This is a genomic window from Marinobacter sp. 3-2, from assembly GCF_003751355.1.
GTDB classification, from domain to species: domain Bacteria; phylum Pseudomonadota; class Gammaproteobacteria; order Pseudomonadales; family Oleiphilaceae; genus Marinobacter; species Marinobacter adhaerens.
Genome location: NZ_RJUQ01000020.1, coordinates 139,452 through 159,379 on the forward strand (window position 1 = coordinate 139,452; position 19,928 = coordinate 159,379).

General features: G+C 58.7%; 15 protein-coding genes. 7 read left to right on the plus strand and 8 right to left on the minus strand.

The window, feature by feature from the left end; translation table 11 throughout:
• Positions 1 to 10: 10 nt before the first annotated feature.
• Positions 11 to 2,836: an HD domain-containing phosphohydrolase gene (locus EDB94_RS20375; RefSeq protein ID WP_108019327.1), complete on the minus strand. Its 2,826-nt coding sequence runs from the start codon at positions 2,834 to 2,836 to the stop codon at positions 11 to 13.
• Positions 2,837 to 2,947: 111 nt separating this feature from the next.
• Here EDB94_RS20375 and alkB point away from each other — a divergent pair, with 111 nt between their 5' ends.
• On the plus strand, positions 2,948 to 3,598 hold the full coding sequence (alkB, locus tag EDB94_RS20380; RefSeq protein ID WP_108019326.1) for a DNA oxidative demethylase AlkB: 651 nt from the start codon (positions 2,948 to 2,950) through the stop codon (positions 3,596 to 3,598).
• Between the two features lie 4 nt (positions 3,599 to 3,602).
• Here the strand turns inward: alkB and EDB94_RS20385 are convergent, their stop codons facing one another.
• Entirely contained in the window at positions 3,603 to 4,883 is a 1,281-nt protein-coding gene (locus tag EDB94_RS20385) for an MgtC/SapB family protein (protein WP_108019325.1), read from the minus strand.
• 164 nt (positions 4,884 to 5,047) lie between these two features.
• On the opposite strand from EDB94_RS20385, the gene EDB94_RS20390 reads away from it, so the two are divergent.
• A complete protein-coding gene (locus tag EDB94_RS20390) occupies positions 5,048 to 6,535 on the plus strand; it encodes a SulP family inorganic anion transporter (RefSeq protein WP_108019324.1) in 1,488 nt (495 codons plus the stop codon).
• Position 6,536: 1 nt separating this feature from the next.
• A complete protein-coding gene (locus EDB94_RS20395) occupies positions 6,537 to 7,463 on the plus strand; it encodes a universal stress protein (RefSeq protein WP_062785247.1) in 927 nt (308 codons plus the stop codon).
• Here EDB94_RS20395 and EDB94_RS20400 read toward each other — a convergent pair.
• From EDB94_RS20400 to EDB94_RS20415, 4 genes are all read right to left on the minus strand, one after another.
• Positions 7,460 to 8,326, minus strand: a complete 867-nt coding sequence (locus EDB94_RS20400; protein WP_108019323.1) for a patatin family protein — start codon at positions 8,324 to 8,326, stop codon at positions 7,460 to 7,462. The genes EDB94_RS20395 and EDB94_RS20400 overlap by 4 nt on opposite strands.
• A gap of 92 nt (positions 8,327 to 8,418) precedes the next feature.
• Complete coding sequence (locus EDB94_RS20405) at positions 8,419 to 9,600, minus strand: NAD(P)/FAD-dependent oxidoreductase (protein ID WP_108019322.1); 1,182 nt, start codon at positions 9,598 to 9,600, stop codon at positions 8,419 to 8,421.
• A gap of 150 nt (positions 9,601 to 9,750) precedes the next feature.
• A complete protein-coding gene (locus EDB94_RS20410) occupies positions 9,751 to 10,806 on the minus strand; it encodes an NAD(P)-dependent alcohol dehydrogenase (protein WP_108019321.1) in 1,056 nt (351 codons plus the stop codon).
• Between the two features lie 105 nt (positions 10,807 to 10,911).
• Positions 10,912 to 11,715 carry a PhzF family phenazine biosynthesis protein gene (locus EDB94_RS20415; RefSeq protein ID WP_104270276.1) on the minus strand — a complete coding sequence of 268 codons (804 nt, stop codon included), beginning with the start codon at positions 11,713 to 11,715 and terminating at the stop codon, positions 10,912 to 10,914.
• Positions 11,716 to 11,956: 241 nt separating this feature from the next.
• Here EDB94_RS20415 and EDB94_RS20420 point away from each other — a divergent pair, with 241 nt between their 5' ends.
• Positions 11,957 to 13,372: a PLP-dependent aminotransferase family protein gene (locus tag EDB94_RS20420; RefSeq protein WP_108019320.1), complete on the plus strand. Its 1,416-nt coding sequence runs from the start codon at positions 11,957 to 11,959 to the stop codon at positions 13,370 to 13,372.
• 6 nt (positions 13,373 to 13,378) lie between these two features.
• Here the strand turns inward: EDB94_RS20420 and EDB94_RS20425 are convergent, their stop codons facing one another.
• Together EDB94_RS20425 and EDB94_RS20430 are read right to left on the minus strand one after the other, a co-directional pair.
• Positions 13,379 to 14,035, minus strand: coding sequence for a response regulator transcription factor (locus tag EDB94_RS20425; protein ID WP_108019319.1), 657 nt, complete (start codon positions 14,033 to 14,035; stop codon positions 13,379 to 13,381).
• Positions 14,028 to 15,542, minus strand: a complete 1,515-nt coding sequence (locus tag EDB94_RS20430; protein ID WP_108019318.1) for a PAS domain S-box protein — start codon at positions 15,540 to 15,542, stop codon at positions 14,028 to 14,030. Before EDB94_RS20430 ends, EDB94_RS20425 begins: the two co-directional genes overlap by 8 nt.
• Before the next feature lie 152 nt (positions 15,543 to 15,694).
• Here EDB94_RS20430 and EDB94_RS20435 point away from each other — a divergent pair, with 152 nt between their 5' ends.
• The 3 genes from EDB94_RS20435 (at position 15,695) to EDB94_RS20450 (ending at position 19,886) form a co-directional block, all read left to right on the plus strand.
• The gene (locus EDB94_RS20435; RefSeq protein ID WP_008170551.1) at positions 15,695 to 17,323 is read left to right on the plus strand and encodes an acyl-CoA synthetase; all 1,629 of its coding nucleotides are present in this window, start codon (positions 15,695 to 15,697) and stop codon (positions 17,321 to 17,323) included.
• 97 nt (positions 17,324 to 17,420) lie between these two features.
• Entirely contained in the window at positions 17,421 to 18,797 is a 1,377-nt protein-coding gene (locus EDB94_RS20440) for a solute carrier family 23 protein (RefSeq protein ID WP_108019317.1), read from the plus strand.
• Positions 18,798 to 19,052: 255 nt separating this feature from the next.
• Positions 19,053 to 19,886, plus strand: a complete 834-nt coding sequence (locus tag EDB94_RS20450) for a metal-dependent hydrolase (RefSeq protein ID WP_062785228.1) — start codon at positions 19,053 to 19,055, stop codon at positions 19,884 to 19,886.
• The last annotated feature ends 42 nt before the right edge of the window (positions 19,887 to 19,928 follow it).

The window sequence follows — 19,928 nt, forward strand, 5'->3', positions numbered from 1 at the left end:
TACGTGTTTTTCAGCCCGGCTTCATGAACAGGCTTTCATCGACGTGATCGATCTGCCCGGGCTGCAGGTGCTGACGGGCATAGCGCTTGTAGGTCCCTGACCGGATGAACAGCTCGAATACCGCGCGATCAATGTGTCCTTCTTCAACCATCCGAGCCATGATGGTGAGGGATTCTGTGAGGGTTTTGCCTTGCTTGTAGGGGCGGTCGACAGCCGTCAATGCCTCGAACACATCCGCTACCGCCATGACCTTCTCGGGGATTCCCATCTCGGCCGCCGTCAGGCCGCAGGGATAGCCCTGGCCGTCCATGCGTTCGTGATGAGTGCCGGCCAGTCTCGGAACATTGGCCAGCCGGTCTGGCAGTGGCAGGGCGTCGAGCATGCAGATGGTTTGCACAATGTGTTCATTGATCTTGAAGCGCTCCTCGTCGGTCAGCGTCCCTTTGGCCACGGTGAGGTTGTGTAGCTCACCACGGTTGTAGGCGAACTCCGGCAATTCCATATCGAACCCCCAGCGGTTTCTCGGGTCTTCCTTTCTGACCGGGGGAATGTGCTCTCCCCAGGGCCGGAGGTGTTCCGGTTTGTCGGCAAGCAGCGTTTCGGTGCAGGGCAGTGGCCGTTCCGGACAACCCTCAAGGGCATTTTTCTCGTCCGGAGACAGGCCGAGACGGTCGCTGAAATGCCGCACCCAGGCTTGCCCGCCAATGCTGCGGATCTTTTCGATATTTTCGTCGGCCATGAACTCACCGCCCTGGTTGGCCGTTGCTATAAAATCGAATTCCTCCTGCAATCGGGCCTGGGTAGCCTGGCGTTCCTCGTCTGCGGGCGCCTCGTCGTCGCCAGCGAGTCTCCGTTTGAGAAAGCGGATTTCGGCATCCCGGTGCAGCACTTCGAATCGGGTGCGGATCTCGTGGATGCGGTTATGAATGGTCTCCAGCTTGACCGCCTTGTCGACCACATACTCCGGGCTGGTGATCTTGCCACAGTCATGAAGCCAGGCAGCGATATGGAATTCCTGCAGCTGCTCTTCAGTCATGGTGAACGAATCGAAGGCCTGGTCGTCGCTGGCGATGGCCTCATCTACCAGCATCTGGGCGAGCTTGGGTACCCGCTCGCAGTGGCCGCCGGTATAGGGGGATTTTGCGTCAATGGCATTAGCCACCAGCCGGATGATGCCTTCGAGAAGTGCTTGCTGGCTTTCGATAAGTTCTCGTGTTTCGATGGCCACGGCGGCGGAACCGGCAATTTCATCCACGAAGACGATCAGATCGTCACTCAACTGGGTGTGGTCGCCCACCTCCATCTCGATCGCCAGGACGCCGATCAGCTGTTTCCGGCGGTTGCGAAGTACGGCGAACACCGGGTGCCCCGGGATGTGCTGCCGAAGCAAACGGATGATGTCGTTGTCATCATGATTCGCGTGCACATTCGAGATGGTGTCCGGCAGTTGCAGATCCTGTTTGACAGCAAGAGAGAGCTGGTTCTTCTGGCTCGTGAACAGGTAGATACCGCCGCGCTCCTGCCCGACAATATGGATAATCTGTTCGAGGATGTCCCGAAGCAGATGGTTCAGATCCTGGCCCCGGTTCAGCACGGTGGCGATGCTCTGGAAACTGCGGATGGTTTTCGCCATGTCATCCAGCGCAACACTCAGTTGGCGGGCTTCCCGGATGTTCGAGTCGGATTTGACCGGCGTATCGAAGCGGAACCGCGACAACCGGCTCACCTGATCGGTCAGGTGCTCCAGTGGGCGACCTACCTGCCGCCCGAGGAACCATCCGATCACCAGCAACACAATAGCAATGAGTCCGGCGATAACCGTTTGTCTGGCCAATGCCGCCCAGACCTCGGCCAGCAGTTCATCCGAGGGTATTGCCACGGCGATGGTCAGCCCCTCCTGTTCCAGTGCACCGAGGGGCTCGGTCATTGCATACCAGTCTTTTCCGTCAACGCTGAAGCTTGTGACAGAGCTGCCCTCCTTGCGATCCCCGACCCGATCCAAAGCTTTCGAAATCGCCGGTCCGGGCTCTTTTGCATCGCCCGAATCGGCCAGCACTTCCCGATACTGGTTAACAATGGCTATCCGGGTGTTCGGTGTCTGGCGGAGTTCTGCCAACTGGGTGCTCAGGTCGGTCACGGTCACATCGATGCCGAAAATCGTACCCTGCTCCCCGGTTTCTTCCGATGCCCGACGGGACAGCGTGATGCCGGTTTCCCGGGTGGTAAAGAACGCGTAGGGCGCGGAAAGCTCCGTGGCATCCGATGCCTGGGCAGCATTGAACCAGGGCCGGGTACGCGGATCGTAGTTGTATTCTGGTACCGGGCGTTCTTCAATCACTTGCATGTCGGCATTGAAGAAATACCATTGACCCGGCGTTTGATTGCCCCCGTGGGTAATCGTCTGCAGCAGAAAGCGGGTTTCTTCGGGGGCATCAGGAAACTGCAGTATTCCGGAACTGCGAACCTTGCGCAGGAGAACAAAGTCTCCGTTCTGGTAACCGGCATAAACGGCGCTGACAATGTCGCTGCTGGTGAGTATGTCGGCCAGAACCGGCAGCCGGTCGAGGCGCTGGGGCAGCGTATTGGCGCCTGCGAGGCTGTCGTGGCTGAGCACCGCTAGGGCGGTGGACGGTGGCGCGGTGATGGCCTGTATCCGGTCGTCAACACTGATGGCCAGTTGGCGGGCGGTGGCGCCAGCGGCGGACACCTTGGCTGCCTCCATGCCCCGGAAACTCTGACCGATCAGCACAATGGTAAGAACCAGCATGCCGAGCGTAATGGCTGATGCAATCAGAAGGGCCAGGGAAATCTGGGCAGCCTGGCGTTTTCGATGCATGAATGATCCTTACCGGTGTGGATTGGCGTAAGACGGCGGAGAAGACCTGTTTAGTAAAAGACTAGTCGCTGCCCGGCACTTTTTCCGTTTATTCAGGGGGAATCGGTAGTTATGACTCAGGACCTGTTTGGCGAACAGCCACCGGAACAGACAGTCGAGCCTCTGGTGGATGGCGCGGTGGTGCTGCGGCAGTTCGCGCTCCCGAACGCCGAATCGCTCATGGCCGGCATTGAAACGGTTACCTCAGAAGCGCCGTTCAGACACATGAAGACCCCCGGTGGCCATGCCATGTCTGCCGCCATGAGCTGCTGCGGGGATCTTGGCTGGGTTACCGATAGACGGGGTTACCGGTATCAGGTGGAGGATCCGGAATCCGGCCGGCCTTGGCCAGCCATGCCCGCGGCTTTCCGGGAACTGGCCAGAAGCGCCGCCGAAACCGCTGGTTTTGAGGGATTTGAACCGGACGCCTGTCTGATCAACCGATACCAGCCCGGGGCAAAAATGGGGCTGCATCAGGACAAGGATGAGCAGGACTTCACGCAGCCCATCGTGTCGGTTTCTCTGGGCCTGCCGATGGTGTTCCAGTTTGGTGGTCTCAAACGCAGCGAACGCCCCATCCGCGTGCCACTTGCCCATGGTGACGTTGTGGTCTGGGGCGGCCCGGCCCGGATGCGTTATCACGGCGTGCTGACCCTCAAAGCTGGGGAGCACCCGCTAACGGGCGGGTATCGTTACAATCTGACGTTCCGTCGGGCCAGGTAAGGGATTACTGCAGCCAGGCGACCAGAAGCCCGGCTGCCAGAGAAAGCACCATCGGCCCCCCGACCAGCAGCCCGATCTGGCGATTGCCGACAAACCCGGCCAGCGCCGATTTCACGAGGTTGTTGGTGGCAGCGGCGATCACAATGCCGATGACTGCTGTTCCCATGGCCAGGCTGTTGTTGGACATGCGGGTCAGGGAGAGGGTAATTGCGTCCACATCCGCGATACCCGAGGTGGCTGCCAGGAAATAGATGCCCGCATCACCCAGCCAGTTGCCGAGGAACTCGCCCATCAGCAGGATGGCTGTAAGCAACGCACCAAAAACCAGGGCCGAGGTCAAATCCAGCGGGTTCTGGTTGAGGGTTGGTTGGCTTACCTGGAGCTCTCGATCATTTTTCCGCCAGATAAAGAGCGCGGGCCCATAGAGCAGGGCGGTCATCACAAGCACGGGCCAGATCAGACTGGGCAACAGATCGGGATTGATCACCAGGCAATAAACCAGGATGCGGGGGAACATGGTGCCGCACGCAATCAGGATACCGGTGGCGAACTGGGCGTTGAGCTGCGGAGTTTTCGAGGCCTGGCGGGCGAAGTGCAGGGTGAGGGCAGTGGACGAGCTCAACCCGGCGAAGAGGCTGGTAAACAGGATGCCTTTGCGGGTACCGGCGACCCGTATGGCGAAATAGCCGACAAAGGAAATGGAGGCGATCATCACCACCATCCACCAGATTTCCCTGGGGTTGAGAACGCCGCCCGGACCCATCTTTTCGTTCGGCAATAACGGCAGCATGACCACGGAAATCAGCAGTAGTTTCAGGGCGGCATCCAGTTCATGTTCCTTCAGTTTGTTCACCCAGCCATGAATTTCCTGCTTGTTGTCCAGGATGATAGCGGTCACAACAGCGGCTGCTGTGGCGATAACCGGGTCCACAGCCACCGCCACTGCCCCGAAACAGAAGGTCAGCACCATGCCGACCATACCGGTGATGCTGAAGTTGCGGATATGCTCCAGGCGTTCGCTGTAGGCCACGATGGCCATGGCCACGACACTGACCAGGAGCACCGGAAACGCCCACTCCGTGATTTCCCGGGCCAGTAACGCGGAAATACCGCCAAGCAGGCCCACCAGAGCAAAGGTGCGGATACCGGCAATTCGCTCGCCGGATTTCTGATCCCGCGCGTCCCAGCCCCGCTCGAGGCCGATGATGGCGCCAAGCAGAAGAGCAACGGCGAGATTCAGGGTAGTCTGGTTTCCAGCGAGAAACTGGGCGGCAACGTCGTCCATGGGGCGATGCAAGCTCCTGTAAATCAATGATGTTCTGATAATAGCAGTAGAGGGCGCCGGTCGTTAGACGTCTAAGAACTTACCGCTAGCGACCTTACTTTCCTGTAAGGGGGCTGATAAGCTTCGCGACCTTTGAATTCGTAGCAAGCTGGAACCCCGAAATCATGGTGAATTCCCTTAAAGCCAACTGGCTTTCGAACATTCGTGGCGATGTGCTCGCCGGTATCGTTGTGGCGCTGGCACTGATTCCCGAGGCCATTGCCTTCTCCATCATAGCCGGAGTCGATCCCAAGGTGGGGCTGTATGCCTCCTTCTGTATTGCCGTGATCATCGCTTTCGTGGGCGGGCGCCCCGGGATGATTTCTGCCGCAACCGCAGCCATGGCGGTGTTGATGGTGACGCTGGTGAAAGAGCATGGCCTGCAGTACCTGCTGGCCGCAACCCTGATGACAGGCGTGCTGCAGCTGATTGCCGGTTATCTGAAGCTTGGCAGCCTGATGCGCTTCGTCTCTCGCTCGGTGGTGACCGGTTTCGTGAACGCCCTGGCCATTCTCATCTTTATGGCACAGTTGCCCGAGCTGACCAACGTCACCTGGCACGTTTACGCAATGACAGCCGCGGGTCTGGGAATTATCTATCTGTTTCCCCTGCTACCCGTTGTGGGCAAGGTTCTGCCTTCGCCCCTGGTGTGCATCGTCGTTCTGACAGCCGTTGCCGTGGTTAGCGGAATGGACATCCGGACGGTTGGGGACATGGGCGATCTGCCGGATACCCTGCCGGTATTCCTGTGGCCGGACGTGCCTCTGAACCTGGAAACCCTGATGATCATCCTGCCGTACTCGATTCCGCTGGCCATTGTGGGGCTGTTGGAATCCATGATGACGGCCACCATCGTGGACGACCTGACGGACACTACCAGTGACCGTAACCGTGAATGCAAGGGTCAGGGCATTGCCAACATCGGCTCCGGCCTGATCGGTGGTATGGCCGGCTGTGCCATGATCGGCCAGTCCATTATCAACGTGAAATCCGGCGGCCGGACCCGGCTTTCCACCCTCACGGCCGGTCTTTTCCTGCTGGTTATGGTGCTGCTATTGGACAGCGTGTTGGTCCAGATCCCCATGGCGGCCCTCGTAGCGGTGATGATTATGGTGTCGATTGGTACCTTCTCCTGGGATTCGATTCGCAATCTGCGTGAGCATCCGCTTTCCACCAACATCGTGATGCTGGTAACCGTTATTGTCGTCGTTGCCACCCATAACCTGGCCTTCGGTGTTCTGGCCGGCGTGCTGCTGGCGGCGTTGTTCTTCGCCAACAAGGTGGGCCACTACATGCTGGTGACCTCCGAGCTGGATGAAACCACCGACACCCGCACCTACCGCGTTGTGGGTCAGGTGTTCTTCAGCTCCTCGGAAAAATTCATGGAATCCTTTGATTTCAAGGAAGCAGTCGATAATGTGGTGATCGACCTGAGTCGCGCGCATTTCTGGGATATCACCGCAGTGGGTGCCCTGGACAAAGCCGTGATCAAGTTCCGCCGTGAAGGCTCGGAGGTTGAGGTGATCGGTCTGAATGAAGCCAGTGCCACGATCGTTGACCGCTTTGGCGTGCACGACAAGCCGGACGCCGTTGACCAGCTGATGGGGCACTGACATGACACAGACCAGGGAATCCAACAGCGATCGCAGTCAGAATAAAAATCACAAGGATCATGAAGGCGAGGTTGAGATGTTACGAGTAGTTGCCTGTATTGATGGCTCCCAGGCCGCTCCCGCAGTTTGCGATTACGCCAGCTGGGCCAGCAAGCACATGGAAACGCCCATGATGCTATTGCACGTGCTTGATGAAGAGCGTTATCCGGCAGAGCCGGATCTGGCCGGAAGCATCGGCCTTGGCAGTCGTGAACAGCTGTTGGAGGATCTCGCAGAACTGGATCGAAAACGCGCCAAACTGGCCCTCGAACACGGGCATCACATGCTGGATGAAGCCCAAAAGCGGGTTGGCGAAGCTGGCATCTCAGACGTGGTGCAGAGACAGCGACATGGGGACCTGACCGAGTCCCTGCTGGCGCTGGAGAATCAGACCCGGCTGCTGGTCATGGGGCTGCACGGTGAGAGTAGCTCGGAGCGTGACACTCACATTGGCAGCCAGCTGGAGACGGTGATTCGCAGCATGCATCGCCCGATTCTCCTGGTGCCGGATGAGTACACCCAGCCTCGCAGTGCCATGCTGGCATTCGACGGCAGTGCCACGGCCTTCAAGGGTGTGGAATTGCTGGCCGGCAGCCCCGTTCTCAAAGGCATGCCACTGCATCTGGTGATGGTTGGAGCGGATACCAATGACCGTTGGGAGCAGCTCAAAAAAGCCGAGAAAATGCTGGCGGGGCTGGAATCCGAGATCACTCTGGCGATCCGCGCCGGTGATGTGGAACCCACATTGCACGCTTACCAGGAAGAACATGATATCGACATTCTGGTGATGGGCGCCTACGGGCACTCCCGCATCCGTCAGTTCCTGGTGGGCAGTACAACCACCAGGATGCTGGAAACCGCCAGAAAGCCCCTCGTCGTCCTTCGCTAGGCTACTTCCTGGGCCAATTCCGCAAGATAGGCCATCGCGGCGCGGTGGCCTTGCTGATACCCCAGATCCAGTTTGTTGAGATCGGTCGTCAACCGGCTTACCGGAAAATCGTCCGGTGGCGCAATGATCCGAAGCCGGCAGTCGTCCGGCGGATTTTGAATGAACGACAGCGTCTCGTTGTATCGTTCGCCCCGATGGATCAGTGCCTCGGCAAGTCCCGGTTGCTCCCGAAACATACGCCTGGTGAGCGCCGGAAACGCCAACGGCTTTTTCTCATAGCCCAGCGGCCGGGATAGCACGACGGTGATGTCCCGCGCACCCCGGCGGTAGGCCTCTACAACCGGAATGGAATCAGCGATTCCGCCATCACTCATGGGCTCGTTGTCGACGCTCGGATAGTCACGGTAGGCCAGGGGAATGGAGCATGAGGCCGTGAGCACATCGTGGATGTTGTGATCGTCGACGCAAAAATACCGGGCCTCGCCCGTCATGACCGACGTGGTTGCTACCCAGAGTTTGGTGGTGCCAGACAGGTAGTGGTCCAGATCAAGTGGCACCTCCCGGTAGGACTGGTGCCAGAGCCAGTTAACATCGCACAAATGCCCGCCCTGGAAGAATCGCCCCCAGTTTATAAACTCCGGCCGACAGGCGTGGTCGGTAATCACCCTGTGATTCCGGCCGTGATGGCCGCAGAGGTAACCAATCAGGTTGGTTGAACCGGCGGAGACGCCCCAGGCTTCGGTGAAAGGCTGGTACCGCTTTTCGAGAAAGGCATCAAGTACACCTGCGGCGAAGATGCCGCGCATGGCGCCGCCTTCGACGACAAGGGCGTTGCTGGTGGTGTTATTGGTATTCTGGAGCATCCGTTCCCCCTGTCTGTCGTGTTCTCCGGCAAGGCCAATACATGGACTCAGGTTACCAGTTCTACGGCCGGATTGTGGAGTCGGATGAACGGTCAGGCGCTGCTGCCGGCCGCCACACCCGATGCCCAGGCCCACTGGAAGTTGTGCCCGCCGAGGTGGCCGGTGACATCCACTACCTCACCGATAAAATACAGGTTTGGACGTTCCAACACCGCCATGGTCTTGGATGACAGCTGGCGCGTATCGACGCCACCAAGGGTAACCTCTGCCGTTCGGTAGCCTTCGGTTCCAGCCGGCTTGATCGACCATTGGCCCAGAACGTCGGCAACCTGTTCAATATCGCTGTTCTTGTAGCCCTGCAACGGGCCGGTCCAGCCGTGGAGTTCGTTAAAGGCCTGGGCAAACCGTTTTGGCAGGTGCTGGGCCAGGTAGTGCCCAACGGTGGATTGTGGCCGGGTTTTCCGCAGGTCCAAAAGGTCGTCCTTGATCTGACAGGCCGGCAGCAGGTTGACGGCCAGGCTGTCGCCCGGCTCCCAGAAACTGGAAATCTGGAGCATGGCCGGGCCGCTGAGCCCGCGATGGGTGACCAGCATGGGTTCCCGGAAGTGCTGGTCGTGGCATTGGACATCGACAGGGCAGCTGACACCGGACAATGGTGCGAGCTGTTCTTTCAATTCCGGCTGCAGGGTAAAGGGCACCAGACCAGCGCGGGTAGGAAGGATTTCCAGGCCGAACTGCTCGGCTACCCGGTAGCCAAACGCTGTGGCGCCCATGGTAGGAATCGACAGGCCTCCGGTGGCGATCACCAGGGATTCACAGGTGAGGTCGCCGGAGCCGACGCGCAAGCGGTAGCCGCTGTCGGTTTCGGTGATGCGGTCGACCGCTGTCTTCATTCTCACGTCCGCGCCCGCCCACTGACATTCGGTCAGCAGCATATTGAGAATGTCCTTGGCGCTGTCCTTGCAGAACAACTGACCAGGGGCTTTTTCCTCATGTTCAATGCCGTGGCGGTCTACAAGTTCCAGAAAATCCTGGGGGGTATAGCGCTTTAGCGCAGAAATGCAGTAGTGCGGGTTATCCGAAAGGAAGTTGGCCGGCGTACTGTTCAGGTTTGTGAAATTGCAGCGCCCGCCGCCGGACATCAGGATTTTCTTGCCGGGTTTATTGGCGTGGTCCAACACCAGCACGTTGCGGCCGCGATAGCCCGCAGTGGCCGCGCACATCAGGCCTGCTGCGCCAGCGCCGATAATAATGACATCGTAGTGTGAAGGCATGGGGTAACCACAAACCGAGTACGAACATTGAGTGGCCGAATTATACGGATATGGGGGGCTGGCGTCTGTGGTGCCGGGGTAACCACGTATGAAGTGGCGGGATGAGAAGGAATCAGAGACCGGGCCCGTGGGGCCCGGTCGCCTTTGCAGTTACCCGTTTTTCAGGGTTTGCATATCGATCACGAAGCGATACTTCACATCGCCTTTTTTCATGCGCTCGTAGGCCTCATTGAGGTTGTTTATGTCGAGCATCTCGACGTCGCAGCTGATGTCGTGCTCTGCGCAGAAATCCAGAACTTCCTGGGTTTCCGGCATGCCACCGATCAGCGACCCGGCCAGAACTCGGCGCTTGAATACCAGGGCGCCAGCCTCTACCGGTGGCTCTACCGGCTCCAGCAGGCCAACCAGTATGTGAGTGCCATCGTGCTTCAGGCAGTTGAGGTAAGGGTTCAGATCGTGCTGGACTGGAACCGTGTCCAGCATGAAATCAAAGTTTTCAGCGGCTGCGGCCATCTGATCTTCATCGGTGGAGATCACTACATGATCGGCACCCTGCTTTTTCGCTTCCGGAACCTTGCTCTCGGAGCGGGTGAAAATGGTCACCTCCGCGCCAAGTGCCCGGGCGAATTTAACACCCATGTGACCGAGACCGCCCATGCCGATGACACCGACCTTGTGGCCCGCTTTGACGCCATAATGGCGCAGCGGCGAGTAGGTGGTGATGCCGGCGCAAAGCAGAGGCGCAGCGGCCTTGATATCCAGCTTTTCCGGAATGCGAACGACAAACCGTTCGCTGACGGTGATACGCTCGGAATAGCCGCCAAAGGTGATGGAGTGATCGTGGCGGTCCTGGCCGTTGTAGGTGGAAGTCATGCCTTCGCTGCAGTACTGCTCCAGACCTGCTTCACAAGCTGAGCAGGTACGGCAGGAATCCACCATGCACCCGACGCCGACGACATCGCCTACGTTAAAGTTTTTGACCTCGGGACCAACGGCCGTGACCCGCCCCACAATTTCGTGGCCGGGGACAACCGGATACTCGGTGATCCCCCAGTCGTTTTGTGCAAAATGAATGTCGGTATGGCAGACCCCGCAGTAGTCGATCTCGATCGCAACGTCATCGGGACGTGGCTCCCGGCGGTCTATGGTATGAGGTGCCATGCCGGACGTTGGTGACTGTGCTGCAAATGCTTTGGTCGCTGTCATCACTTCGCCTCTGATTAAGAATTGAGGATAAGTTTACGAAACTGACCGTCAGAGCTATCACCGGCGACCATGTCGGTTTTTTCATTTGCACTCTGCAAGTGTGCCTCACAAATGAATGGCGCCTTCCATAAAGAAGGCTGCCTGGCCGGCAATGTCGACGCGATCCCCCTTTAACTCGCAGCGAAGTACACCGCCCCGGGCAGAAATCTGCCGAGCCTCAAGCTCGGTTTTGCCCAGTTGTTCGGACCAGTAAGGCACCAGCACGCTGTGAATGGAACCGGTAACCGGGTCCTCATCAATGCCGGCGCCAGGCGCGAAATAGCGGCTGACAAAATCGCAGTTGTTGCCAGGTGCGGTGATGATCAGCCCCTGGTTGCCCAGTTGCTTTAATTTGCGCAGATCCGGTTGCGCAGACCGCACAGCGTCTTCGTCCTTCAGGACCACCATGTAATTGGTGTCGTTTGGAACAAAAAACGCTGTATCAGGCGCGCTTTCCAGAGCTTCCCGAATCAGGGCCGGCGTGGGCTGTTTCTCGTAGGCCAGATTCGGGAAATCGAGTACCAGCCAGCCGTCGTCGGATTGCCGGACGGAGAGTGGGCCGCTTTTGGAGCGTAAACGGATTTGCTCTCTGTCCCAGCCGAGTTTGTTGAAGATGATCCAGGCGCTGGCCAGGGTGGCATGGCCGCACAGTGGTACCTCTGTGCCCGGAGTAAACCAGCGGATATGGAAATCCGCGTCCTCGCCGGCCGGAAGAGGCACGAAAAAGGCTGTTTCGGAGAGGTTGTTCTCCGCGGCAAGCGAGAGCATGAGGTTATCTGGCAGCCACTGGTCCAGCGGCATGACCGCGGCCGGGTTGCCACCGAACACCTCGCTGGTGAACGCATCAACCTGATAGATGGGTAAAGTCACGGTCTCTTCTCCTATTTTAAAGCGCTGGCCTGTTTGGAAATATCATCTGATTTCGAGCCTATTGTAGGAAAAGATCTGACTGCCATAACAGATTCAGATAATCTGGTTTTGAACCGGTACAGAATGTATTTGGTGAGATCTGTACTGGTCATATCGGAAGCAATCTGTACTGCACCGAACAGCTCGGGTTCTGGTGCAATAGATCATTATCACGATGAAGCTTCGCAGGCGAGGGCGGGCAATGGGCATTCTCTACAACCAGGTCGCGGATCAGCTTCAGGGGCTGATTCATGAAGGCGTGTACCGGGACGGCGAACGGCTACCGGGCGTGCGACAGTTGAGCCGGCAGTTCGGCGTTAGCATCTCGACCATCCTCCAGGCACACCAGACGCTTGAGGCGCGGGGCTTCCTGCAGGCCCGGGAACGTAGCGGCTACTTCGTGCGGCTACCGACTGTGGACGCCCCCGAGCCTGTTATGCGCCGACACCGAAGCCGTCCGGTTCCAGTCAGTGCAAGGGAGATGACCCTGGACCTGTGCGCGGACGAACAGAAGCGCATGGTACCGCTGGCTACGGCGATCCCCCACCCGGATTACCTGCCGCTCCGCCAGATCCAGCACAGCACGCTCTGGGCGGCACGCCGGGGTCTGGAAACCCTGGACTATGCCTTTCCTGGCAAGGAATCGTTCCGCCGGCAGATCGCCCAGCGGATGGCGACCCTCGGTGTGCCGGTGACGCCAGACGACGTACTTGCCACCAATGGCGCCCAGGAGGCGATCATACTGGCGCTGAGGGCGGTAACCCAGCCCGGAGATATTGTGGCCGTGGAATCGCCGTCTTTCCCCGGCATTCTTCAGGCTCTGGAAGTGGTCGGGCTGAAGGTCATTGAAATCCCAACGCATCCTTCCGAGGGTCTGAGCCTTGAAGGCCTGCAACTGGCCCTGGAACAGTGGCCCCTGAAAGCCTGTGTGGTCGTGACCAATCACAGCAACCCCATGGGTGCGCAAATGTCCGACGAGCGCAAGAAGCAGCTGGTCTCCATGCTGGCGGCAGCGGCTGTTCCGCTGATCGAGGACGACATCTACGGCGACCTTCATCACACCGGGGACCGGCCGAAACCGGCCAAGGCCTTTGATCGGGCGGACAATGTGATTTATTGCAGTTCGTTTTCAAAGACTATTTCACCGGGCCTCCGGCTGGGCTGGATGGTGCCGGGGCGGCATATGGCCAGCGCCAGGCAGCACAAGTATTTCGTTAATCTGGCCACGTCATCGATTCCACAGATGGCGGTAGCGCATTTTCTGGAGCAGGGCGGCTATGATCGCTACCTCCGTTCAGCCCGGCAGCACTATCGCGAAGCCACCGAACGGATGCGGACTGCTGTGGCCAGGGCCTTCCCGGAAGGTACGGCAGTGAGCCGTCCCCAGGGTGGGTTTGTGCTATGGGTCCAGTTGCCCGACGGCGTTTCCGGCACCGAGGTTTACCACAAGGCCAGGGCGGAGGATATCAACGTGGCGCCGGGGCTGATGTTCTCAACCGCCGACAAATACGACAATTGCCTGAGGCTGAACAGCGCCAACCCCTGGAGTGAGCGCATCGAGCATGCCGTGGGCAGGCTGGGTGTGCTGGCGCACGACGTCCAGTCTGCGGCGCGTTAGTGCCGTTCAGGTTTTCTCGCCACGCAGGTCCAGCGGATCGAGAAGGCCGGCGGCAATGGCGGTGCCGGTCACATCCGGCAGGCGATCGGCGCCCAGGCGTTTCATGACTCGTGCCCGGTAGAGATCAATCGTCTTGACACTGACATCCAGCTGTTCTGCGATTTCCCGGCTCGTGTAGCCCTGGGCCAGTGGCAGGAACACGTCCCGTTCACGGCGGGTGAGGGTGGCCAGCAGGGCTTCGGTTGCCTCATCACCTTGCAACTCTGGAGCGGACTGCTGATGTTCCTGCAGCGCCTGTTGGACGCTGTCCAGGAGCAGTTGTTCATTGAAAGGCTTCTCGATGAAATCGAAGGCCCCGGACTTGAACGCCCTCACCACAATGGGAACGTCGGCGTGCCCGGAGACAAAGATGATCGGCAGGTCCAGCCCCCGCTTCTGAAGCTCCTCCTGAACGTTCAGGCCGCCCAGCCCGGGCATCCGCACATCCAGAACCACGCAGCCCGCTTTCTTGTTGCCAACCGCATCCAGGAATTTCCGGCCGTCGCTGTAGGCTTCCACGTTCAAGCCGACCGATTCCAGCAACCACTGGGTGGATTCCAGCATGCCGGCGTCGTCGTCAACCACATAGACGGTGGTGGCTTCCGGTGTCGCTTGATTACTCATCTGGCTGCATCTCCGTGTTCGGGGTTCTGTTCTTGTGGCCCGGGCTGGCCGGGAAACGGCAGATCAGCGAGAGTCCGCCCGTTGCTGCCGGCCTGGCGTCCAGGAAGCCTCCAAAGCCTTCGATAATCGAACGGCTCATCGAGAGCCCCAGGCCAAGCCCCTGGGGCTTGCTGGTATAGAACGGCTGGAACATCTGGCGAATGCCCTGCGCGTCGAGCCCCGGGCCTTCGTCGATGACCTCAATCAGGGTTTCGTTCTGATCGTTGATGCAAGTCGTTATCGTGATCTGCGAGTGTGGGCCCGGGTTATGCTCACCGCGAGCCTCAACAGTGGCTTCGATACCGTTGCGGATCAGATTGATCAGCACCTGTTCCAGCAGCACCGGGTCGGCGGTGATGACGGGCGCACAACAGGCCAGATTCTCGCGGATCTGCACCTTGTTTTTCTCGGCCTCCCACTGGCAAAGACGGGCGACATTGCTGACGACTTCGTTCAGTGCGATTGGTGCGGTGCGCTTCTGGCCCTTGCGCAGGAAGGCTCGCAAACGTTTGATGACCTCCGAGGCCCGGTTGGCATGGTGAACAATCTTCTGGAGGCCGTCGTCCACTCGATCGAGGCATTCGGGATTGGTTCGGGCGCCTTTGAGATAGCGCTGGCTGGCGCTGGCAAAGTTCACGATGGTGGCCAATGGCTGGTTCATCTCGTGGGCAATGCTTGAGGCGAGCTCACCCAGAGTGGCAAGCCTGGCGGTGTGGGCGAGTTCGTCGGCCAGCCTGCGGTTGTTCTCCTCGGACTCTACCCGGGCAGTGATATCCCGGGATACGCTGATGACTTCAATCACAGCGCCAGTGTAGGTTTCCCGAATGGCCCTGCTGGCAATCTCGAACCAGCGGCGGGAACCGTCCCGGTGAATGATCTCCAGGGTCATGGTGGCGTAGCCGTCGTCCCGTAACTGGTTGCGGGTTTCAGCCAGCTTCTGAGCCACCTGATCGCCCCGGAAAATTTCTTCCAGAGGCTTACCCCTCAGTTCTTCCGGCCAGTAGCCCAGCAGCCGCCAGGATGCGGGCGTGGCATCGATAAACCGTCCGTCCGGGGCATGGCGGGATATGAGGTCGGTGGTGTTCTCGGTAATCAGTCGGTAGAGACGGTTGGAGCGGGTCGCTTCGTCCCGGTTGATGATTTCGTCTGTAGCGTCTCTGGCCCGCGCGAGAACCGTCGAGCTCCCGATATCTGGGACGAACGTCCACACCAGGAAACGCTCGGTGGTGTCCGCCGGAATTCTGGCTTCCACATTCTCGATCGATCGTTCCTGCTCCAGGGACGACTTCACAAGCGCCTGAACGTTGATCGGCAGCAGATGGAACAGCGAGGTCAGGTTGGCGTTCTGGCAAAGATGAAGACTGGCCAGGTTGCCCTCCAGAACGCTGCCTGTCGCATCCAGGATCAAACCGGGTTGCGGGTCGGCGTCATGCAAACTAAATACACTTGGAGTGGAAAAATCGTTCATGGCTTATCGTTATAGTAAATTAACTATAATACGTTGGTATAGTTTCTAGTGTTTTTGCTATCCAATACTATTCTGACCAGCCCGAAGTATAGCTAGTTTAGCGATATTCCTGAATACGCCATAAGAACAACAGTACTCAAGAGGACCACGCAATGACCTCGATATTTGATCAAGGCCTGGCGCCCGTCGACGCCAACTACGCCGTCCAATCTCCCGTTGATTTCATCGAACGTACCGCCACGGTTTACCCGGAGTATCCCGCCGTCATTCACGGGGCCATCCGTTACAACTGGGCGCAGACCTACGAACGTTGCCGCCGTCTGGCATCAGCCCTCAAAGGGCGCGGCATCGGACGCGGTGATACCGTTGCCGTCATGCTTCCGAATATTCCCGCGATGGTGGAAGCCCATTTCGGGGTGCCCATGATTGGCGCGGTGCTGAACACCCTGAACGTTCGCCTGGACGCTGAGGCCATCGCCTTCATGCTGGATCACGGTGAGGCCAAGGTTGTGATTGCCGACCGGGAGTTCGGTGAGGTGATCAGGGACGCCGTCAGCCGGCTGGACACCAAGCCGCTGGTGATCGATGTGGACGATCCCGAGTATGGCGAGGGTGTTCAGGTCAGCGATCTGGACTACGAGGCGTTCCTTCAGGAAGGGGATCCGGCATTCCAGTGGAGCTTCCCGGAGAACGAGTGGGATGCGATCTCTCTGAACTACACCTCCGGCACAACCGGCAATCCAAAAGGTGTGGTCTATCATCACCGTGGCGCCTACATCAATGCCATCGGCAACCAGACAGTCTGGTCCATGGACATGCACCCGGTGTACCTGTGGACCTTGCCGATGTTCCATTGCAACGGTTGGTGTTTCCCCTGGACCATCACCGCCATGGCCGGCACTCACGTCTGCCTGCGCCGGGTTGATCCCGAGAAGATTCTGCAGCTGATCCGGGATCATCAGGTTACCCACATGTGTGGCGCCCCGATTGTGCTTAACGCATTGCTGAACGTGCCGGAATCCGCCAAGGCCGGCATTGATCACGACGTGAAGTCCATGACAGCAGGCGCGGCACCCCCCGCCCAGGTCATTGGTGCCATCGAGGAAATGGGCATCCAGGTGACTCACGTTTACGGTCTGACCGAAGTCTATGGCCCGGTAACCGTTTGTGCCTGGAAATCCGAGTGGGATGCGCTGCCACTGCATGATCGTGCCCGGAAAAAGGCCCGTCAGGGCGTTCGCTATCACACTCTGGCAGGCACGATGGTCGGCGACCCGAACACCATGGAGCCAGTGCCCAAAGACGGCAAAACCATCGGTGAGATTTTCCTGCGCGGCAATACGGTGATGAAGGGCTACCTGAAGAACCCCAAAGCCACCGAAGAGGCCTTCCGGGGTGGCTGGTTCCACACCGGCGACCTGGCGGTATGGCACGAAGACGGTTACATGGAGATCAAGGACCGGCTGAAGGACATCATCATCTCCGGTGGTGAGAACATTTCCACCATTGAGGTTGAGGATACCCTTTACCGCCACCCGGCTGTGCTTGAGGCAGCTGTGGTTGCGCGGCCGGACGAAAAGTGGGGCGAAACCCCCTGCGCCTTTGTGACCCTGAAGCCGGAAGCCGGTCAAGTCAGCGAGGAAGACATCATCAACTTCTGCCGCGAGCATCTGGCCCGGTTCAAGGTACCCAAGACCATCGTCTTCTCGGAGCTGCCCAAAACCTCCACGGGCAAGATCCAGAAGTTCGTGCTGAGGGACCAGGCCAAAGAACTGGACTGATTCCCCGATCGGCTGCGCCGGCCCCGGCGCAGCCGAATTAAACCAGAAAAAACAACGCTGTCAGGCACACGCGCCGCGTGAGCCCGGAGACCTTTTTATGCAAATGTTTCACCGAAAGAACGGGGAAGAGCAGCCGTTCTGGCCGGCCGGTCCCTTCAAGGTTCGTCTGCCGTTCGTTCATTACCGCTGGGAGTTCGCGGAGATGGTGCAGGCTCTGATCATGTTCGTGGTCAGCCTGGCCATGATTCCCCTTCTTGAGAAATACCTGGGTGTGCCCTACGACGTGGCTCTGGCTTACGTGGTGATCTGTGGTATCGGTTTCATGCTGCCGGCACTGCTGGGTGTTCCCCTGGTTCCGGGCTGGATTACGCCGGGGATTCCTGTGGTTCTGCTGTTCCTGAGCGACTATGAGCCGGGCCCCGAGGCGATTCAGGCGCTGTTCGCGCTGCAGTTCCTGGTGTTCATTATCTTCCTGGTTCTGGGTATTACCCGCCTGGGCAGCAAACTGGTGGAGCTGATTCCCCGTTCCATGAAAGGCGGGATTATCATCGGTGCCGGTATCGCCGCCCTGATGGGTGAGATTGAGGCAGGCGGCCGTCTCGCCAACACGCCGATCTCCCTGATCATCGGTGGCCTGGTGTGCCTCTACCTGATGTTCTCGGTATCGTTCAAAGGTTTTGTGGAAAGCAATTCAATCGCCCGCAAGATTGCCAACTACGGCATGGTGCCGGGTATGGTGGTTGCGATCCTGGTTGGCTTTGCAACTGGCGAATACGAGGTGCCCAATGTGGAGTGGGGCATCACCAAACCCGCGTTTGATGAGCTGTGGAACTACCTGCCGTTCGCCGTCGGATTCCCGGATGCCGACGTCTTCCTGTACGCCATTCCCACGGCGGTGATCGCCTACGTGATTGCCTTCGGCGATATCGTGGTCGGCCAGTCATTGATGAACCGCGTTGATCATCTGCGCAAAGACGAAGATATCGATAACAGCATCGACCGGGTGCATCTGGTAACCGCTATCCGCAATGGTGGCCACGCGTTCTTCGCACCCTATCCGGGGCTGGCGGGCCCGATCTGGACGGCTGTCACTGCCACCATGGCCGAGCGCTACAAGTACGGTCGTAACGCCATGGACTCCATCTACAGTGGCGGTGGTACTTTCTGGATTACGGGTTTTATTGCCCTTTTCGTTCTGCCGCTGGTGAGCTTCTTCCAACCGGTGCTGCCGATTGCCCTGTCACTGACACTGCTGCTGACCGGCTATATCTGCCTGATGGTAGGGCTGGAGCAGCTGGAGAATAACACCGAGCGTGGCATTGCCGGCACCATGGGCGTTGTTCTGGCCGTCTATGGCGCTGGCTGGGGCCTGGCCACCGGCGCCGTCCTCTATTTCCTGATTGAACGTACCAAATTGCTTGGCTTTACCGCCGACCCGGAAGCGCCGGGCGTGAAAGCCGCGGAAGAGCACTAAACCTGCGTCTTCCGGCTCTGCACCGGAAGGCGTTGACCCCCTGTGTGTCCTTGGGAGGCCTCGTGCCTCCCTTTTTTATGCCTGAATGTTTCCCTGAGCATGGGCGTTGACAGAATGTCATTTCGTGACAATTTGTCTAATTTTTCCTCCCGAAGTATTCCTTCCGCGCGGTTTCCGGGTTTAAACTGCCAGAACTGATGAAATTTTGTCCGCTGTTCAATACTGATAACAACACTACAAAAACAGGAGGCAGTCATGACCATCAGCTCCACGCCCGAGGGGGTGTCCGTTGAGCCGAGACATCTGCGGTTCGATGTCAGCGAGGATCTGAAAACGCTCTGGCATGGCAACGATGCTTTCCGGACCGCGTTCTTCAACGCCCTTTCCCTGCAATTTCCCGATGGCGAGCAGCAGTTCATCAATGCCGTAAGGCTCTATCGGGACAAGATCGAGGATCCAAAGCTTAAAGCGGAGATCCGCGGATTTATTGGCCAGGAAGCCCTGCACAGCAGGGAGCACAAGGATTACAACGAGGCCCTGAAGGCCCGGGGTTACGATATTGATGCCCTGGACCAACGGTTCCGCAAGCATATGGAGTGGGTGGGCAAACTGCCACCAAGCCGCCAACTGGCAGGTACCTGTGGCGCCGAGCATTACACCGCCGTCCTGGCCAATGCCATCCTGAGCCACCCGGAGTGGATGGAAGGCGCCACGCCGACCATGGCAAAGCTCTGGAGATGGCATGCGATTGAGGAAACCGAACACAAATCCGTCGCCTTTGATGTTTACCGGGAATGTGTCGGCAATGAGCGGCTTCGCCGGATCGTCTTCCTCTTTGTTACCTGGAATTTCTTCAAGTACACCTTTTTGAATACCTGTAGCCTGCTGAAGGCCGATGGCAAACTCTGGAGCCTGCGCACCTGGGTTGGTGGGTTTAATTTTCTCTGGGGCAAGCCCGGAGTGCTCCGCAAGTGTCTGCCGGAATTCCTGGCGTATTTCCGTAAAGGCTTTCACCCCTGGCAGCAGGATAACCGCGAGCTGCTCGAGCAGAATCTCCGTGAGCTGGATATGACATCGGCAGCACGATAGGGCCGGGTTGCTGAAATTCTGATCGCGGTGTGTAAAACTGTG

Excerpts from the sequence above, each read along its gene's own strand:
- EDB94_RS20450 (WP_062785228.1), top strand. The coding sequence starts at position 19,053 with ATGACCATCAGCTCCACGCCCGAGGGGGTGTCCGTTGAGCCGAGACAT.
- EDB94_RS20385 (WP_108019325.1), bottom strand. The coding sequence starts at position 4,883 with ATGGACGACGTTGCCGCCCAGTTTCTCGCTGGAAACCAGACTACCCTG.
- EDB94_RS20420 (WP_108019320.1), top strand. The coding sequence starts at position 11,957 with ATGGGCATTCTCTACAACCAGGTCGCGGATCAGCTTCAGGGGCTGATT.
- EDB94_RS20395 (WP_062785247.1), top strand. The coding sequence starts at position 6,537 with ATGACACAGACCAGGGAATCCAACAGCGATCGCAGTCAGAATAAAAAT.
- EDB94_RS20410 (WP_108019321.1), bottom strand. The coding sequence starts at position 10,806 with ATGACAGCGACCAAAGCATTTGCAGCACAGTCACCAACGTCCGGCATG.
- EDB94_RS20375 (WP_108019327.1), bottom strand. The coding sequence starts at position 2,836 with ATGCATCGAAAACGCCAGGCTGCCCAGATTTCCCTGGCCCTTCTGATT.
- EDB94_RS20425 (WP_108019319.1), bottom strand. The coding sequence starts at position 14,035 with ATGAGTAATCAAGCGACACCGGAAGCCACCACCGTCTATGTGGTTGAC.
- EDB94_RS20405 (WP_108019322.1), bottom strand. The coding sequence starts at position 9,600 with ATGCCTTCACACTACGATGTCATTATTATCGGCGCTGGCGCAGCAGGC.
- EDB94_RS20430 (WP_108019318.1), bottom strand. The coding sequence starts at position 15,542 with ATGAACGATTTTTCCACTCCAAGTGTATTTAGTTTGCATGACGCCGAC.
- alkB (WP_108019326.1), top strand. The coding sequence starts at position 2,948 with ATGACTCAGGACCTGTTTGGCGAACAGCCACCGGAACAGACAGTCGAG.
- EDB94_RS20440 (WP_108019317.1), top strand. The coding sequence starts at position 17,421 with ATGCAAATGTTTCACCGAAAGAACGGGGAAGAGCAGCCGTTCTGGCCG.
- EDB94_RS20390 (WP_108019324.1), top strand. The coding sequence starts at position 5,048 with ATGGTGAATTCCCTTAAAGCCAACTGGCTTTCGAACATTCGTGGCGAT.
- EDB94_RS20435 (WP_008170551.1), top strand. The coding sequence starts at position 15,695 with ATGACCTCGATATTTGATCAAGGCCTGGCGCCCGTCGACGCCAACTAC.
- EDB94_RS20400 (WP_108019323.1), bottom strand. The coding sequence starts at position 8,326 with ATGCTCCAGAATACCAATAACACCACCAGCAACGCCCTTGTCGTCGAA.